The following is an 18,170-nucleotide window of genomic DNA, read 5'->3' on the forward strand; positions in this document are numbered from 1 at the left end:
AAAACTCAATTTACAAAATAAAAGATTTATATCTTGGCCAATTTTATAGAACCACTCTTAAAGATTACTTAATCACGTATGCATGCGTGTTTTTATAGTGTTTATTTGTTCTGATCCTGTTTATTGTTCGGTACACATGCTATTTATATGATGAATGAATAATAAATACTGTGAGTACATGGATGTCCTCAACCAATATCAAGCTTAGTCTTTTTTTATGCCTCAGTATGTGCTTGGGGATTGGTATTTTACGTTTCTCCTATACCGCCTTGTTACCCAGCACGCGTGAAGCGTTTGATTGGTCAACAGGTTTTGCCAGTCTTTTAGGTAGTGCCAATTTACTCGGTTATCTGATGGGTGCTTTTGCAGCCATGCGACTACCTCAAAACAAAAGCATGACCCTATATATTCAGATAGCTGCAATTGCCGGAATGTTCAGTTTAATGTGCTGTGCATTTTCCGGTTTTCCGCAAGCCTGGTATATTTTTTGGCGTGTAATTTCGGGAATCAGTGGCGGCCTGCTGATGATTTTATCCCCGAGTGTGGTGGCACAATGCTGTGAGATTCAGGACCGTTTTAAAATCAATTTTATTGGTTTTAGCGGAATTGGTCTGGGAGTTTTATTGGCGACCCTGTTCCTGCCTTATCTGGACCAAATTTCCATACAGACTGCCTGGCTGATTTTATGTGGTTTCGCGCTGATTATTTGTGCCTGCTTAAGTATTTTACTGCAACAATTTAAGCATCATCTGTCTGCACAAACAGTGCAGGCTCAATCTAAAACTCCACTCAACACAATCTTTTATAGTTTGCTGGTTGTGTATGCCTGCAGTGCATTTGCCTATATTCCACATTCATTATTCTGGATTGACTACCTGAGCCATGAACTGGGTCTGAACCTGTTCTGGATCAATTTCAACTGGATTCTGTATGGCTTAGGAAGTGCTTTCGGGGCTTTTACTGCCTATTCACTGGCAAGAAAATTTGGCAATTTTTTCGCCCTGAAAATTCTTTACAGTCTGTATATAGTAGCCATTTTTATTGCAACCTTAAACACCAGTTCAGTGCTGACTTTTGCTTCTTCCTTTTTTACCGGCATGCTCAATCCGGCAGTGGTGTTTTTAACCTCCTATACCATTCTGCAACTCTATGGTCTGGCGTATAAAAAGCTCTGGAGTATTGCCACACTATGCTTTGCATCTGTGCAGCTGATTGGCGGATTAAGTTTTAGCACTCTGCAACATTTTGGCGTGACTTATCATCAACAGTTTGTCTTGGCTGCGATAGTTTTATTATTGGGAACATTACAACTGGTCTGGCATACTCGTACAGCTAAATTCAAAACCAGTGAGCCAGCATAACCTGTTTCGATTCAGGCAGATGGCATACATATGCCTGCTGCACCACCAGATACCGGGACTGACCTCCAAAAATGAGCATAACGGTCGCAATAAGATGCATACTGACTTTCTTGCTCGCGTTTGTTCGATGCTAGAACATACCGCTTAACTATTCATGCTATTGTGCAGATTGCATGATAAATTTCGCTCCTGATCTATAAAACATCGTGTACCGTAACCATAAAAAACCCGCGACATGCGCAGGTTTTTTTCATACAGATTCAGGTCAAATGACTTATTCCATATTGTTAATGACCGCCTGACCAAATTCCGAACAACGTAACAAAGTCGCGTCCGGCATTAAACGTTCAAAGTCATAGGTCACTGTTTTATTGGCAATCGCACCGGAAATACCCTTGATGATCAAGTCAGCCGCTTCAGTCCAGCCCATGTCACGCAGCATCATTTCAGCAGAAAGAATAATTGAACCCGGATTGACTTTGTCCTGACCGGCATATTTAGGAGCAGTCCCGTGAGTCGCCTCATACATCTGGATGGCTCCGCCGATATTGGCACCCGGTGCAATCCCGATACCGCCCACTTCGGCAGCAAGCGCGTCAGAAATATAGTCACCGTTTAGGTTCAGCGTGGCAATCACCGAGTAATCGGCAGGACGCATCAAAATTTGTTGCAGGAAGGCATCCGCAATCACATCTTTAATGATAATGTCTTTACCAGTTTTAGGGTTTCTGATTTTAACCCATGGCCCACCATCCAGAAGTTCGCCACCAAAACGCTCAAGCGCAACTTCATAGCCCCATTCCTTGAATGCACCTTCGGTGTACTTCATGATGTTGCCTTTGTGAACCAGCGTCACGCTTGGCTTGTCATTATCAATCGCAAACTGGATCGCTTTACGAACCAGACGCTGAGTACCTTCTTTAGATACCGGTTTAATCCCGATCCCGCAATTCTCTTCGAAACGGATTTTTGTCACACCCATTTCTTCTTTCAGGAATCGAATGATTTTTTTGGCTTCTGGTGAATCTGCTTTCCATTCAATACCTGCATAGATATCTTCAGAGTTTTCACGGAAAATCACCATGTCCGTCAGTTCAGGATGTTGAACCGGAGAAGGTACGCCTTCAAACCAGCGCACTGGACGTACACATACGTACAGGTCTAATTCCTGACGTAATGCAACGTTTAGAGAACGGATACCGCCGCCAACCGGGGTTGTTAACGGGCCTTTAATAGAAACAACAAATTCACGAAGAGCTTCAAAGGTTTCTTCCGGCATGTAAGTGCCGTAGATTTTGTCTGCTTTTTCGCCGCAGTATACTTCCATCCACTCGATCGAACGTTTACCAGCGTAAGCTTTTAGAACCGCAGCATCAACCACTGCTTTCATGGCCGGTGTAATATCTACACCAATACCGTCACCTTCAATAAAAGGAATAATAGGATTGTTTGGAACATTGAGTGACAAGTCTGCATTTACGGTAATTTTGCTACCATCCGCAGGAACAACGATCTTCTGATAACCCATTGTCTAGGTTCTCCCTTTGTATCTAGCGATATCTAAAAATAATTGCCGATTAGGCAATACTTTCGTCCTTTCTTAACGCATAATAGTTTAATTGAATTCCATTGTGTTTAAGATTTATACGGGAAATAACAACATTTCCCCATTGAATAAAACTTAACCTTTTTAGTCTTATGTAATTAAAGAAGTTATTTGCTATGAAAATCGTCATTCTCAATAAACCTTATGACGTCCTCTCCCAATTCCGTAAAGACGAAGCACACATGACCATGGCTGACTTCGTAGACGATCCGACTTTGCGTTTGGCGGGTCGCTTAGATATGGACTCTGAAGGTTTAGTTTTTTTAACCGACCACGGCGGTTTAAACCAATTTATTACCAACCCGGCCAACAAGAAGTTTAAAACCTATCTGGTACAGGTTGAAGGTGATGTCACTGAAGAAGCGCTTGAACAGCTGCGTAAAGGGGTTGAACTGAAAGATGGTATGACCCTTCCGGGCAAAGCCATTAAAGTGCAACAGCCAGAATGGTTATGGGACCGTGATCCACCAGTTCGTTTCCGTGCATCTGTGCCCACCTCTTGGATTGAAATTTCAATCTGTGAAGGTCGTAACCGCCAGGTTCGCCGTATGACTGCTGCGGTAGGTTTTCCAACTTTACGTTTGATTCGTACGAAAATTGGTTCTATTGATCTTGTTCAATTGGGTTTACAACCAGGTGAAACCAAAGAAATCGAGCCTTTGTTATACCCGGACTTTAAAGATGTACCTGCGGAAGAACCTTACCGTTCACGTTCTTATGTGAAAAAACCGGGTGGTACAGGCGGTAAGCCAATGGTTCGCAAGAACAAAGATGGTTCCGTGAAGAAGTCATCTGGTACGAAACGTATCTGGCAAATGGATGAAAGCGAGAAACCGCGTCGTAAGACCAATGGTACAACGCGTCCGAATACCAAAGCACCGCGTGGGCGTGGGCGTGGTCGCGGTTAATTTTTAGTATTCAAATTAAAGCTCACGAAAGTGGGCTTTTTTCTTTAATAAGTATTATAGATTTAACTTGTCATATGCTTCATCAACTTGGCTCAATATATAGTACGTCTTAATCTGATGCCAATTATTTTCTTCCTTGAAAAATCCTGCAAAATAACTGGTTCTTCTCTTTTTATTGATTTTTCTTTAGATAAATAAAAAACCGACGCCTAAGCATCGGTTTTACATGAAGTTTAAAGAGTATACAAATTAAGCCTTTAACCACTTCTCAGCTTTGGCCTGATCTTCAACTTTGAGTTCAACTTCCGTCAATTCAGAACCACCCGCCTGAACTTCAAAAGTCATTAACTCATCACGGCGGAAAGCTAGTACAGTGTACGTTCCCTCTTGTTTTGCATATTTTTCAACAAGTTTAGTCGTTGCTTTCAAGCCATCAATCGCGATAACAACATCTTGGGCAGAAAGACCTGCTTTCCCCCCTGAACCTTCTCGACGTGCAGTTTGAATCACCACACCTTCAGGTTTATCGGCAAGCTTTAAGCCAAATGGCAAAGACTTGTCATTTTTAACGTCAAAACTTAAACCAAATTCGGGAAGCAACTGATCTAACGGCAATTCATCTGTGGTATTGATCAAATGATTGATCTGTTCAAGCCAGTTATCACCGGTCAACTCATTACACAATTCGAAGATGGTACGTTCATTAACTTGAACACCATTTTGCGCATTTTTATACAATTTACGCATTAAGGCATCCAGGCTTGAACCGCGCAAACGCAAGCCCAAGTCCAGACACAGCGCTACTAAACAACCCTTGTTGTAGTAGCTGGTGCCGGCGTTATTGGAGTTTTCATCCTGACGGTAGAATTTAACCCAAGCATCAAAACTTGAATCTGCAACGGTTTGAATCGCGCGTCCCGGATTTTGTAAATAGCGGTCAATCTGTGCTTTTAACAATTTCAGATATGATTCTTGAGAAATCACCCCACTACGTAGCAATATCAAATCGTCATAATACGAAGTGAAACCTTCAAAAATCCAAAGCAGCGAAGTGTAGCCTTCTTTGTTTAAATCATAATTGACGAAATTTTCAGGACGAATAAATTTTACCAACCAAGAGTGGAAATATTCATGACTGCATAAACCCAGGAAACGCTGATAATCCGCTGATGGTTCAGCAGGTTCATCTGCTTTAGGCAAGTCATCACGCGGGGTAATCAGACTGGTACTGTTCGGATGCTCCAAGCCTCCATAGCTATTGCCTGTCGCCATAGTCATAAAGGTATAATCGCTAAATGGTGCAGAACCAAACATTGAAATTTCAGTGCTACATATTTTTTCAATGTCTTGCTGCATACGCGCCGCATTCATGGCATGTTTGCCAGACACCACAAATTCATGCGGGATACCATTAGCTTCAAAGCTAAAACGTGTTTGTTCTGCCAGCTCAAAGGGTGAATCAATCAACTGGGCATAGTTATCCGCCTTTAAGGTATAACGACCTTTAACCAGACTTTTAGCCATTAAACCGGTTGCCAGCTGGAAATGTTTCAGTTCATCTGGAAGGAACACTTCAACTTCAACCGCTTTATCTTCCTGCCCTTCTAGTCCCAAACATGCACAGGCCGGATTCACATAGAGACGTGTTTGGTCCACATAGGCACCGCGTACAGACAAGTCATAGGCATAGACATCATATTCCACCGTAATCAGTTCATGATCGGTATTAAATAAACGCCATTTATTCTTCTCAAATTTCTGAATTTGTAAAATGCGCCCATCTTCATCATAAGCACGAACTGACTCAATATGCTTTGAAAATTCGCGAATCAGATAGCTACCCGGAATCCAGGTCGGTAGAGAAAGGACTTGAGTTGGATCAGCTAAAAAGCGAAGTGTCACGTGAATAAGATGCTGACGATAATCGTCAAATTCGATTTGATAATGCAACATAATGGGCAATATAAAATATAAAAAAGTTAACTTAACAATTAGCTTAGCATTTTTTGTCCGGCAATGCTGAACTGTCGCAATTGTCTGCAATTCCGACTAGCCATTCTTAAAAAAAAGGCATAGCATTCCTCATATTTTTTGCATTTCTACCACCAATGGATTGGTAAATAAGGAAGATCATTGAAAGCTGTCATCTATCTCCTCGCATCCTTAAGTTTATTGTGTTCCACGATAGTCAATGCTGCATTACTCAACCTTGTTCCTGAAAGCGTTGAAGCCCAGGCATGGACCATTCTTGATACCCAATCAGGTCAAGTCATTGCAGAGCACAATAGCCATGAGCAACGTGCACCGGCATCCATGACCAAAATGATGGTTGCGTATATTGCATTGAAAGAAATTGAAGCCGGTCATTTAAAAAAGGATGAAATCATCACGGCGACACCAGTGGTAAAAATGGTGCAGTGGGATGAGTCGCAAATGTATCTTAAACAAGGTGATCAGATTACTGTAGATCAGCTTCTGGCAGGTTTGATCGTGATGTCAGCCAATGATGCGGCAGTGACCTTGGCAGAACGTATTTCAGGTACTGTACCAGCTTTCATCCAACGCATGAATAAAGAAGCCAAAGCCTTAGGAATGAAGGATACGCATTTTGCCAATGCACCAGGCGTGACCATGCCGGACCATTACTCATCTGCTCATGACATGGCCCTGCTGGGTCAAGCACTGACCGTTCAGACGCCTGAATATCTGCATTATTCAGTCATGCCAAGTTTCAGCTATAACCAGCGTTTTCACCGCGCAACCAATCTGGCACTCAAGTTTGACCCAAGTGTGGATGGTTTAAAAACAGGTTTCACTAAAGCGGCAGGTTATAACCTGGCTTTGACTGCACACCGCCCTACTGGTAATCCTGCACTACCTGAACGTCGCCTGATTGTGGTGGTGATGGGTACAAAAAATGCATTAAAACGTGCAGAAGTTGCCCACACCCTGATGGATATGGCCTATACCTATACCCGTAATGAGGTCGCGATTAAAGACAAGCAGCTGATTGCTGAATTGCCGGTGGTGAAATCTACTTTAAAAATGTTTAAACTGGAAACCAGCAAACCGCAAATTGTGACGACGTCTTTATATGATCAGCCTTATGCGATTGATCTGCAAACTTATGATACGGTCAATCAGCGTGTTATGCTGAATACAGGCAATGGTACGATTCAAGCCATTGAGCCCTTACAAGAAACCAAGACCCACTTAAATGTTGAAATCACGGAAAAATACCTGACTGCTCCTTTAGCCAAAGTTATGCAACTGGCCACCGTGCAGGTTTATCAAAATAACCAGTTGATCCGCACCATTGCCATTGAAAATGATGTGCAAATTGAAGAAGCCAATTTTTTCCAGAAAATTGCCCTCTGGTTTAAACAGCTTTTTAGTTTTTTCTCAAGCGATGACATTCGGGTCAAAATTTATCCTCTACGCTAAAGGATGAATAGTTTTGACTTGAGTCAGATGACAGAACAATCTTATTCATAAAATAATCATTTGGATAAAAGTAATAAAAAGAAGATGGTAAGTATATATCATCTTCTTTTTACTGACCAATAATGACTGCTAAATGCCTGACAGCTCAAATTCAACTTTCCTCCCTGTCCCCGTATAGTATGCTCAAATTTCCCACTCAAAGTCTTGTCGTGTTGTTAAACCATTATCAAACTACTGGCGTATGACTGGACAAATCAAGAGCTCTGGATTTTGTCACAAGAAAAACAGCTAAAAAGATTAAAATTTCATTGAAATTAAAAAAACCATCCCCACTATTAAAAAAACACCATAAGAGTGGGAAAAATGCAGATTTTTGCTAAATCTAGTCTACAAAACCTACTTTTCACTTTATGATGTACCCTTAAAAAATTGAATGGATCAATAACATGACTGCTATTGCAAATGACCTCGTGGTTTCTTTCCACTACACGTTGACTAACGCAGAGGGCGAAACTCTCGACCAATCACAAGGTGAACCACTTGCATATTTGCACGGTGCGGGCAACATCATCCCTGGTTTAGAAAACGCTTTAGAAGGCAAAACTGTTGGTGAAAAATTCACTGTAAACGTTCCTGCTGCTGAAGGTTATGGTGAATACAACCCTGACCTCGTACAAGAAGTTCCAGCTCAAATGTTCCAAGGTGTAGACAACATCCAACCTGGTATGCAATTCCAAGCTCAAACTGATGATGGCGTTCAAATCGTGACTGTTAAAGCAGTTGAAGGCGACAACGTTGTTGTAGATGCTAACTTCCCACTTGCTGGCCAAGATTTAACTTTCGAAGTTGAAATCGTTGAAATTCGTGCAGCTTCTGCTGAAGAATTAGAACACGGTCACGTACACGGTGCTGGTGGTCATCACCACTAAGATCGCCCGCGATCATAAAAGGCAAAGTTTTGACTTTGCCTTTTTTATTGCCTTGAATTTTTTATCCCATTCAATTATCCGCAATCATTTCAGTGAGCAGGGCAATTTTTCAGCCATCTCTTTAGAACTGGCTAAGCTGTTTTAGGCGCTGCATATCGATAATCCTGATCTGGCTATAATTCCACTCTACAATGCGTTGCTGGATAAAATATTGTAGTTGCTTGTTTAAGGTTTGCCGGGACACATGCAGTAATTCGGCAAATTCCTGCTGGCTCATTTTAAATTGAATGGTTGATTTTTCCTGACCTACTGGTCTTGCCTGTTGACCCAAGGTTATTAAATGACGTGCAATTTTTTGCGTCATATTCGCAGTTTGCAGATAACGGTTTTTCTCCATCAAACCATACATCCGTTCACTCAGTAATTGAATGATCTGCCACATGGCTTGCGGCTGCTGTTGTAATTGTTCCAGAAAAACCTGACCTGAAATTACAGCCACTTCAACTACTTCTACTGCATAAAAATCAAAATTCAGCGGTTTTTTCTGTAAAAATGGCACCAGATTAAATACCGAATACATTTTCACATAATCACTGACTTTAAACTCGCCATCACTGAGCAGCCAGCCAATCTGCATCCGTCCGGACAACAGTACATAGATATCGTTCATTTTTTGCTGATAATGCAAGATCTGTTGCTGTGGTAAAAAACGCAGATATTTCACATGCTGCAATAAGGTTTGATGGGATTGTGCATTGAATGCAGAAAACACTGCATCCTGCCCAAAAATCTGCTGTAATTTTTCTGCGCGACTGAGCATATGAAATTTATGATCTCATTCAAAATAAAAAACCTAATATATAAATACTAGGTTTTTTATATGCTTAAACCAACCAACTTTTAGCGCTATGTATATCTCGAATTCAGATCACTACGAGTCCATACAGCCTAAATCAATACATCTAACCATTAAGATGCTTTTTCTAAAATTTGACCATTTTCAAAGGTAAAATTGGAAATGTCCTGTTTAACCACTTTCTTCAGGTTCACACTTGGGCGACCATCTACACCAACTGGAATATCCCCTTCAATGGTAACACGACGCACAACACGCAGCTCATCCCCATAATCATTAATCGCACGGTGCTGTGTGGCACGGTTATCCCAGATGGCAACATCACCTACACTCCAGCGCCAACGCACAATGTTTTCTAAATTCACGGCGTAATCCTGGAATAAATCAAACAGGCGGCGTGAATCCTGGCTGTTATAACCTACAAAGCGTTTAAAGAAGTGACCCAATAACAGGGTCTTTTCCCCACTTTCAGGATGCACGCGCACCAATGGATGCTCTGTTTCATATTCGGTTGAATTGAATAGCGCACGATATTTTTCTGCATCAATACGCGGGCTTGTGGTTACTTTAGAAGCATAGTCATAGTCGTTGCTATGTACTGCCCGTAAACTGTCTGCCAAAACTTTCAGTTCTTCTGGCAGATCGTTATAAGCTGCTGTGGTATTTGCCCAAACCGTATCACCCCCTGCTGTAGGCGCAACTATACTGCGTAAAATGGAAGCCTTTGGATAATCTTCAATAAAGCTGATGTCGGTATGCCAGGTATCTGCCCGCCCACCACGTGAATCCAGCTCAAGCACATGTGCTGTTCCACTTTTGACCGGAACGGTTGGATGATTCAAGGGCTTGCCCAATAAAGCGGCAAAGCCTTCCTGTTCATCATCAGTTAAATGCTGTTGGTTTTTAAAGAAAATAGCTTTGTACTTGATTAGAGCATGGTTAATTTCATGGACCGTGTCTTGATCTAGAGTTGAAGACAATTTAACCCCTTCAATTTCAGCACCAATACACCCGGTAATCGGTTTTACCTGAATATGTTGATATTGATAGTTCGGATCATAGGGTTTGGTTTGATTTTGGCTCATGGCGATTCCTTATATTTCAATTTTTATTGCAACGTTATGTTGTTGAAATACAGTCTGCCCTGAATAGGCCATAAACACTGTCAAAGCGTTGACAGTGATCAGCATAATACCTGCTGAAGTTTTGAACTTTCCTGATTTAGAATTTTGAGATTAGATTTCTCAACCCTAAAATTATTCAGACAATTAAAAAATACAAGCTATTAAAAAACATAAAAATGTCAAATTTTTAAAGCGATTTATTGATGATCAAGTCAAAACATTAAGAAAATAATCTGGAGAATAACATGCACCAGAGCTTTGTCGTTTCAGCATTGATGATGTGTTGTCTCGATAAAATCATTAAGCCTTAATTATTTTTATCTGTACATCAAAATAGCCCCTAAATCGGGGGCTATTTATTTTAAAAAATTATAGATAATTGCCTTCACGTTCTGGCTGATACAACACTTTTTCAATTTTCACTTTCATTAAATGACCATCTGGCTGCGGCCATTCAATTTCCTGACCCTCAGCCAATCCTAAAATTGCTGCACCGATTGGTGCAAGTACATTCACCTGTCCTTTCTCACCCAGAAAATCATGTGGGTAAACCAGGGTTATCGTAGTTGGTTCATTCGCAGGGGCAATGGTAATTGATACCCGTGCATTCATTGTCACCACATTTGCCGGCATATCCTGCGGGGCAACTACTTGAGCACGTGCAAGCTCATCTTCCAGATGCTGCATGGTTGGCGTCAGTTTAGACTGATGCTCAAGCATCGTTTCTAAACGTTCCAGATCTTGTTGTGAAATAATAATAGTGGGTTTAGCCATTTATCTGATTCCTTTGGACGAACAATGTCATTACAGCAACAGCAAAATATTTATAGCTTTTATAGGGGGATTTATTCTGTTATAGCAGAAATACCAGCTTTGAAAAATATGACTTTTAATATATATAAAAAAAGCCCCCTTGAGGGGGCTTTTCTCAAGTCAGAACTTATTTTGCGTAAACAGGGAATTTAGCGCATACAGTTTCAACTTTCGCTTTTACAGCGTTAATTACAGCTTCGTCGCCTTTGCTGTCCAGGATGTCTGCGATCCAGCCAGCAAGTTCACGTACTTCAGTTTCACCGAAACCACGAGTTGTAACAGCTGGGGTACCGATACGGATACCAGAAGTCACGAATGGAGAACGCGGGTCGTTAGGTACAGAGTTTTTGTTCACAGTGATGTGAGCAGCACCTAACCAAGCGTCAGCGTCTTTACCAGTGATGTCTTGCTTGATTAAAGACAACAAGAACAAGTGGTTTTTAGTACCGCCAGAAACTACGTCATAACCACGAGCGATTAATACTTCAGCCATTGCTTGAGCGTTCTTAACCACTTGTTGTTGGTAAGTTTTGTATTCAGGAGCCATTGCTTCTTTAAAGCAGATTGCTTTCGCTGCAACAGCGTGAACAAGTGGACCACCCTGGTTACCCGGGAATACAGCTGACTGTAATTTTTTCTCGATTTCTTCGTTTGCTTTAGCAAGGATTAAACCTGAACGCGGACCACGAAGTGTTTTATGCGTAGTCGTAGTCGTTACGTCAGCAATTTGCACTGGGCTTGGGTAAACACCAGCAGCAACCAGACCAGCTACGTGAGCCATGTCTACAAAAAGGTAAGCGCCAACTTTGTCCGCGATATCACGGAAACGCTGCCAGTCTACAACTTGGCTATAAGCAGAGAAACCAGCCACGATCATGCGTGGTTTGTGTTCTACAGCTAAACGTTCAACTTCTTCGTAATCGATTTCGCCAGTTTCCGGGTTTAAACCGTATTGAACTGCATTATAAGTTTTACCAGAGAAGCTTACTTTTGCACCGTGAGTCAAGTGACCACCGTGAGCAAGACTCATACCCAAAACTGTGTCGCCCGGGTTAAGAAGAGCTAAGTAAACAGCTGAGTTTGCTTGAGAACCAGCATGCGGTTGAACGTTAGCATAATCAGCACCAAAAAGTTCTTTAGCACGGTCAATTGCCAATTGTTCAATAACGTCTACATATTCACAACCGCCATAATAGCGTTTGCCTGGGTAGCCTTCTGCATATTTGTTAGTGAGTTTTGATCCTTGCGCTTCCATTACTGCTGGTGAGCAATAGTTTTCAGAAGCAATCAACTCGATGTGCGCTTCTTGGCGAGCATCTTCATTAGCGATTGCCTGAGCGATTTCTGGATCAAATTCGGCAATAGAGATATTGGCAAACATTAGCGAGGTCCTATTAAATTAGGGCTTTTAAGCCGTGCTAAGATTGGCGCGTATTGTAGCATGAAGTTTATAAATGTTGAGAATGAACTTTACTCAGTTTTAAATAAAAAAATGCTCATGATTAAAAAACATGAGCATATATAGTCAAAACAAATTACTGAATTGGCATCAGAGATTTTACATCTGCAATAATATTAGGAATATTTAAAGCATAGACCGTTCCATGATCCCATTTCGTTGCAGCTGATTCATCGGTCAAATAACGGATATTGGTGTTTTGTTGTATCGCTGAAGAATAAAGTACGTCAGTCACTTGTTTCGGAACGGTAGGGTCCAATGATCCCTGATAAATAATCACTGGCGTGGAGACTTTAACCTGAAGGGGCTGCGAATCTTTTTCCAAAAAGGTTTTAACTACAGGAATACCCATAAAATTCATTTGAGTACGCGGGTAATTATTTATATTGACTGAACCCTCTGTTGCCACGTAATCATCCATCCCTTTAACAAATTCCTGCTCTAACAGATCATAGCAATCAACTTCTGCATTTTTCGCAATATTATCCGTAGGAGACTTAAAAACCTGACTATATTGCAAATCAGGATGAGGATTACGCAGTCCTGCTGTAATTAATGCAGTAAATGCATCCAAAGATGACAACGTTTTAATTTTTTTATTCAGGTCGGTTTCTTTTCCCGCAGCACTTTCCCCTGCTGTCAAAATAAGCGCAAGGTTAGAAGCTGGAGCGAGGGCCACTGTTCCTTTATAGACCAAGTTAGAGGCGCGTGAAGCATATTGGGCCGCACCTAAGGCAGCTTGTCCACCTTGTGAATGTCCTACTGCCATCCATTGGTTGGATGCTTTTGTCCCCAAATAATGGCGCGCAGCGACAACCGCATCCGTAATAGAATAGGCCTCGCTTTTTACATTCAAGAAAGGATGGAGCTCATTACCATTTGGTTCTCCCAAACCTTCATAATCAGGAGCAACCACCACATAACCTGCAGTTAAAAGTTGAGCAATCATTGCTTGAATATAGATATTCAATGCATTTCGACTCGGTGCACATTGATCTGCCACACCCGTTGTACCATGCGCCCAAACCACAATTGGCCAACCTTTTGCAGGCACAGCCGTTTTCGGTGTAAAGACCAATGCAGTTGCCTGAACTTGTTTAGCATTAACCCCCAACATTTTATAAGTCATCACTACGCTTTCACCCGCCACGCTAGTCATATTTGTTTTGTTATAAACTGTGGGGGTAGAAACGACCGGGTTCTGAATATCATTGACCGGAATTCCATTATTTGGACTGTTGAAGACCGAATCACCATTTCCACTTCCACACGCTGTTAAAAGGATGACCGAACTACTGATAAACACCGTTAATAATGTTTTTTTCATTTTTGCATTTCCTTATATCTTTTTATTTTGATGATTTAAGTAATCATGAATACAAACTATTACCTTTATTTAATATTTGAACAATGCGATTTAACATCAAATAAAAAATTTAAAAAGAGACTGAATTCTTATTAATACAAATCAATGATTTTTATAAATTTTATTTTTTTACTTTTACAAATATCAAACACTATTAATTTAACAAAATATGTCTGCTTTTATTTGTCTGATTCCAGGCTTGCGTGGAGTTAGGCTATAGAAGTATTAAAAAAATCGTGAGCAAAGTGGTCTCTTCTTATGCGGCACCGATAACTAATCAACAAAACTGACCTATAAAAGCCGTCATCTAAGCGATAGCGTACAGATTAGTGAATTCATTAAACAGAAACCCAAAGGTATGCTTACGATTTCTCAAATAAACATTGATCAACATGACTGGCTATCCTGATATCCATCTCAAGCCTGTATTTCGAGTGATGCTTTCGAAGCAGTGTATTTAACCAGCAGTCCAGTACAAAAATCAGCATGAACAGGGAAAAGAGCCTATTTTCAGTTTGTATCGGTATCTTTGAAAATGGTAAATTGACTCAAACAATCGCAACAGTTATGGATCTGTCATGCAAGCAATTATTCTCGATACCGAAACCCATACTTTAAATGGACAGCCGATTGAGATTGCTTATGCACCGATCCAAATTCATGACAGCAAACTTTCCTTAGACAAGAGCAAAATTTTCGACCAGCTTTATAGTGTCGATGAACCGATTTCGTATGCAGCCATGGCAGTGCATCATATTCTGGAATCCGAGCTGGTGGGTCAGCCTCACTACACGACTTTCAGCCTTCCACAGGAAACCACGTACATTATTGGTCACAATATTGATTATGATATTCGTGCCATCGAGAAATGCGGTGTAGATACCAGCAATATAAAAGCCATTTGTACCCTTGCCCTGGCACGTTTAGTCTGGCCGGATGCTGAAGCGCACAATATTTCTGCCCTTATTTATATGATCAGCAAAGGCAGTGAAAAAGCCCGTGAAATGATTAAAAAAGCACATCGTGCCGATATGGATATTATCTTAACCGCCAATATTTTAATGCATGAAATCCATCATTTAAACATTCAAAATATTGAAGAGCTTTATCTGGCATCGGAAGACGCGCGTATTCCTCGAACCATTAATTTTGGCAAGCACCGAGGCACAGCAATAGCAGATTTACCTGCAGACTATATGCAATGGCTGCTTCGTCAGGAAGATCTGGACCCTTATTTGCGCAAGGCTCTAGAGAAAACCAGTATTGTTACACTGTAATATAATGATTTGTAATATTATTTAATATTCCTGTCATGATTGCCCCCTACAATCAGCCTTAATTTATTGCAACGTAAATTAAAGCATGACTCAATTTCATAAAACTGATTTAGGCATTGAAAGTTTAAAACAGCGTTCAATGAATCTGAATGCTCGTCAGCGCAGACTGTTACTATTGATTGGCACCGATGATTTTGATCTGCTTTCTGAACAATTCAGGCATCGTATCGCGCCACCCGAATTACTCGAACAGTTGCTGGAAATGGGACTGATCAGCCGTGCGGCTAACCCGTCCATTGAAACACCCCTGACATCCGACAACCTAGATACAGAAATTAAAACCAGCCCTGCGCTGCAAAGCACTCAACTTAAGGATCACTCTGCCGAAGAAATTTTTGTTCCCAGCATTTCCCCATCTTCAATCGCGGAGGAAAAAGCTGAGCAGGCATCCTGTCAAAATGAAGTGCAAACAACGCTAGAAATCCTTGATTTTGAACAGGTCAAGCAATTCATGGCTGAACTGCTGCAACGTCATTGCGGTTTAATGGCAAAACAGCTGATTAGCCGTATTCTGTCTGCTGACGATTTACGCAGTTTAAAACAGTGCCAGATGCAATGGATTACCACCCTACAGGAAAGCCGCATCACTCCACAGGAATTAAACCGCTACCTCAATCAGATCAATTTTTCTCTACAGAAGCTTCCAAGCTGATCAAGCTTAAGAGCTTTTTTATGTTTCATTATTTATTTAAGGTCTTAGCTATCTAAAACATATTTATTTTTATACTTATAAAACAATAAGATTTGATTTATTACACAATAACTAGATTAAATAAGAACCTATGGCGTGATTCTAAATACGACCTTAGCTGAATAGTAAAGTATTGCTAAAAACCGCATATATTAACTATTTCAGGGGAATTCATGATGACATCCTTACATTATTTAGAATTTCATCCGGCAGACCATCCCGTATACTTAAAAAAAATAGGTAATTGGGTAATAACATTTTTGAGTCCTAGAGAAGATCTGACCCATATCCAACTTGCGATTACCAGTGTGTTGCCACGCCAGGTCAGTGAAAACCTGCAACCTGTTCGAATCATTATTAATCAAACAGAAATTGAAAATCGCTGGTTAATCCAGCAAATCATCTGTTATAACAGTGCTCAAGGTAAGGATGAATTATTCAGTTGTAGTGATGCGATTGGAATCAAAGTTATTGAAAACCTGATAGAAGAGTTTAATAAATATGACGTTGAACTTAGTTTGATTTAAATATTGCTCCGTAACTCCATGTATTGATTATTTTTAATCATATTTTTATTTTTTTATAAAAACTCACCTTTAATGGTGAGTTTTTATCATATTTTCATTATTCAATAATACGATAAATACTCTTGGAAATACGGCTTTCAAAAAGCAGTTCAATACTTGGACGAATAATTTCACCTTTGACCACGATATGTTCGATCTTTTGAAATAATGAGAGTTTATGCAAAGCTGAATTTTCCGGAATTGTCTGTAATAATGCCTGTACTGCATGAATATTGCTAAATTGGTCTTTAACCTTTATCTCTATTAATTGGCTCATATTATTCCCTGCTCTCTTTATTTAAATAAACTTTTTATAGCATAAATTTTATTTATTCATAATTTAGAGATGTTAGATTTTTTGGCAATGTAATTTTTTATAAACAAATAGATGATATTTCTCTTAAACATGTTATTTAGAAAACGTTTAATTTTTATAATAAATCACCTCGATCAATTTCTTCAATTATCTAAAATAAATTCTAGAATATTGGTTCATTGGAAATTTTTTTTAGCCCTAAAAATAAGAAAGCCCGCATTACTGCGGGCTTTTATGTTGGAAGGCTAGTGCTGATTTTTTGCTTCAACCCGAAGGTTGCAAGCTCAACAAGCTGTCATTGATCCGTCCAACCACTTTGTAGCGTCTCTCGACCTACTGTATTTTTAATATAAAACTCGAAAATGAAATAGGCAACCCTGCTCAACATTTATACACAACAATTCAAAGAAACTATTATTGTATATTTTATAAATGCGTGGATAATAGATGCTGTTTTCATATTAGTTCGTATCTAATAGTTTATCTCTGCTATTTTTAGCTCAATGACAGTAAATACACTCACTGCAACGAATTCTGTACCCAATATTACCTGACAAGCTTTTCCATCTGTTGAAAAAATGCCTGCAGTTTTATCTGCAATACTGATTCTGGGAATCACAATGAGGTCTTGTCCTTTAGAATATTCCGGATATCCAAGCACAATAGTAAAGTCTGTAGAATCAATAAATATAAAATTTCCGGCTTTTCACTTTTAAAATTTCATCTAAATTTCCCCCATATTTCTTAGATTTGATTGGTCAAATTCATACAAAAATGGGTTAAATCATTCCGTATAAAGTACATAGCAATACAGTCTACTATTTTGTGAAATTATAGGACTTACGCACTATTATTTATAGATTCTCTGTGGTAGCAGATGATTTTTATCGAGAATAAAGTCATCAATGAAGTTTTTGATCATTGGTCTAAATAATTTCTTCTGCCAACGATATACATTTTCAAAGATCCGCTCAAACTGGTTCTTTTGTATCTCGACGTAGGCCATCAAGGCTGCAAAAATATGATTCAAAATCAGTTTAGATCGTCTTACTTGAAACTTTTCAATATGACAAACCTGTTTAATCACTCGGTGATATTGCTCTATTTTCCAATGACTTGAATGTAATTCATGAAAACCCTCAAAGGACAATAAATCATCTTGATCTTGATGCACAATATAAAACCTCTGCTGTTCTTTTAACTGAGTCTTAAATAATTGTACAAAGCCAAAATCTTTGAGCCAGACTACTTGACCCTGATGGAAATCTGGCAATAAACGCAGTTGAAACCATTGTCCTTTTTCTGGGGAAACCTTACGGTTACAGTCGATACCAAACATAAATCGAATACCATATTTTCTTATGGTTTTTAGATTTCCAGTCGATGAATACCAA

The 18,170-nt window shown here is 39.9% G+C and carries 16 protein-coding genes; 7 read left to right on the forward strand and 9 right to left on the reverse strand.

The window, feature by feature from the left end; translation table 11 throughout:
- Positions 1-182 precede the first annotated feature (182 nt).
- Positions 183-1,361 (forward strand): YbfB/YjiJ family MFS transporter, encoded by a 1,179-nt coding sequence (locus FTT87_RS00710; protein ID WP_180081049.1) that lies wholly within the window; start codon positions 183-185, stop codon positions 1,359-1,361.
- A gap of 274 nt (positions 1,362-1,635) precedes the next feature.
- Here FTT87_RS00710 and icd read toward each other — a convergent pair whose 3' ends face one another.
- Positions 1,636-2,889 (reverse strand): NADP-dependent isocitrate dehydrogenase, encoded by a 1,254-nt coding sequence (gene icd, locus FTT87_RS00715; RefSeq protein WP_166170251.1) that lies wholly within the window; start codon positions 2,887-2,889, stop codon positions 1,636-1,638.
- 194 nt (positions 2,890-3,083) lie between these two features.
- Here icd and FTT87_RS00720 point away from each other — a divergent pair, with 194 nt between their 5' ends.
- Positions 3,084-3,875 carry an rRNA large subunit pseudouridine synthase E gene (locus FTT87_RS00720; RefSeq protein ID WP_166170249.1) on the forward strand — a complete coding sequence of 264 codons (792 nt, stop codon included), beginning with the start codon at positions 3,084-3,086 and terminating at the stop codon, positions 3,873-3,875.
- A gap of 249 nt (positions 3,876-4,124) precedes the next feature.
- Here FTT87_RS00720 and FTT87_RS00725 read toward each other — a convergent pair whose 3' ends face one another.
- Positions 4,125-5,828, reverse strand: coding sequence for a M61 family metallopeptidase (locus tag FTT87_RS00725; protein ID WP_180043532.1), 1,704 nt, complete (start codon positions 5,826-5,828; stop codon positions 4,125-4,127).
- 180 nt (positions 5,829-6,008) lie between these two features.
- On the opposite strand from FTT87_RS00725, the gene FTT87_RS00730 reads away from it, so the two are divergent.
- Complete coding sequence (locus tag FTT87_RS00730) at positions 6,009-7,319, forward strand: D-alanyl-D-alanine carboxypeptidase PBP6B (RefSeq protein ID WP_180043534.1); 1,311 nt, start codon at positions 6,009-6,011, stop codon at positions 7,317-7,319.
- A 446-nt stretch (positions 7,320-7,765) separates the two neighbouring features.
- Complete coding sequence (slyD, locus tag FTT87_RS00735) at positions 7,766-8,248, forward strand: peptidylprolyl isomerase (protein ID WP_092819263.1); 483 nt, start codon at positions 7,766-7,768, stop codon at positions 8,246-8,248.
- Between the two features lie 121 nt (positions 8,249-8,369).
- Here slyD and FTT87_RS00740 read toward each other — a convergent pair whose 3' ends face one another.
- The 5 genes from FTT87_RS00740 to FTT87_RS00760 all read right to left on the reverse strand — a co-directional run bounded on the left by FTT87_RS00740 (position 8,370) and on the right by FTT87_RS00760 (position 13,827).
- Entirely contained in the window at positions 8,370-9,068 is a 699-nt protein-coding gene (locus FTT87_RS00740) for a Crp/Fnr family transcriptional regulator (RefSeq protein WP_180081051.1), read from the reverse strand.
- A gap of 149 nt (positions 9,069-9,217) precedes the next feature.
- A complete protein-coding gene (locus FTT87_RS00745; RefSeq protein ID WP_180081053.1) occupies positions 9,218-10,189 on the reverse strand; it encodes a TauD/TfdA family dioxygenase in 972 nt (323 codons plus the stop codon).
- 408 nt (positions 10,190-10,597) lie between these two features.
- Entirely contained in the window at positions 10,598-11,002 is a 405-nt protein-coding gene (gene rnk / locus FTT87_RS00750; RefSeq protein WP_180043788.1) for a nucleoside diphosphate kinase regulator, read from the reverse strand.
- 166 nt (positions 11,003-11,168) lie between these two features.
- A complete protein-coding gene (gene glyA, locus FTT87_RS00755; protein ID WP_086195022.1) occupies positions 11,169-12,422 on the reverse strand; it encodes a serine hydroxymethyltransferase in 1,254 nt (417 codons plus the stop codon).
- 154 nt (positions 12,423-12,576) lie between these two features.
- Entirely contained in the window at positions 12,577-13,827 is a 1,251-nt protein-coding gene (locus FTT87_RS00760) for an alpha/beta fold hydrolase (protein WP_180081054.1), read from the reverse strand.
- A gap of 617 nt (positions 13,828-14,444) precedes the next feature.
- On the opposite strand from FTT87_RS00760, the gene FTT87_RS00765 reads away from it, so the two are divergent.
- The 3 genes from FTT87_RS00765 to FTT87_RS00775 all read left to right on the forward strand — a co-directional run bounded on the left by FTT87_RS00765 (position 14,445) and on the right by FTT87_RS00775 (position 16,421).
- Complete coding sequence (locus FTT87_RS00765) at positions 14,445-15,143, forward strand: putative quorum-sensing-regulated virulence factor (protein WP_180081056.1); 699 nt, start codon at positions 14,445-14,447, stop codon at positions 15,141-15,143.
- A gap of 85 nt (positions 15,144-15,228) precedes the next feature.
- Positions 15,229-15,855, forward strand: coding sequence for a hypothetical protein (locus tag FTT87_RS00770; protein WP_180043794.1), 627 nt, complete (start codon positions 15,229-15,231; stop codon positions 15,853-15,855).
- A gap of 215 nt (positions 15,856-16,070) precedes the next feature.
- Complete coding sequence (locus tag FTT87_RS00775) at positions 16,071-16,421, forward strand: hypothetical protein (protein ID WP_180043815.1); 351 nt, start codon at positions 16,071-16,073, stop codon at positions 16,419-16,421.
- Positions 16,422-16,518: 97 nt separating this feature from the next.
- On the opposite strand, the gene FTT87_RS00780 is transcribed toward FTT87_RS00775, so the two are convergent.
- Positions 16,519-16,737, reverse strand: coding sequence for a hypothetical protein (locus FTT87_RS00780; protein WP_180043796.1), 219 nt, complete (start codon positions 16,735-16,737; stop codon positions 16,519-16,521).
- A gap of 889 nt (positions 16,738-17,626) precedes the next feature.
- Positions 17,627-18,170, reverse strand: a 544-nt coding sequence (locus FTT87_RS00785) for a transposase (protein ID WP_180174152.1), incomplete at its 5' end; no start/stop codon positions are given.

This window comes from Acinetobacter sp. YH01022, assembly GCF_013420235.1.
In the GTDB taxonomy this organism is placed as follows: Bacteria; Pseudomonadota; Gammaproteobacteria; order Pseudomonadales; family Moraxellaceae; genus Acinetobacter.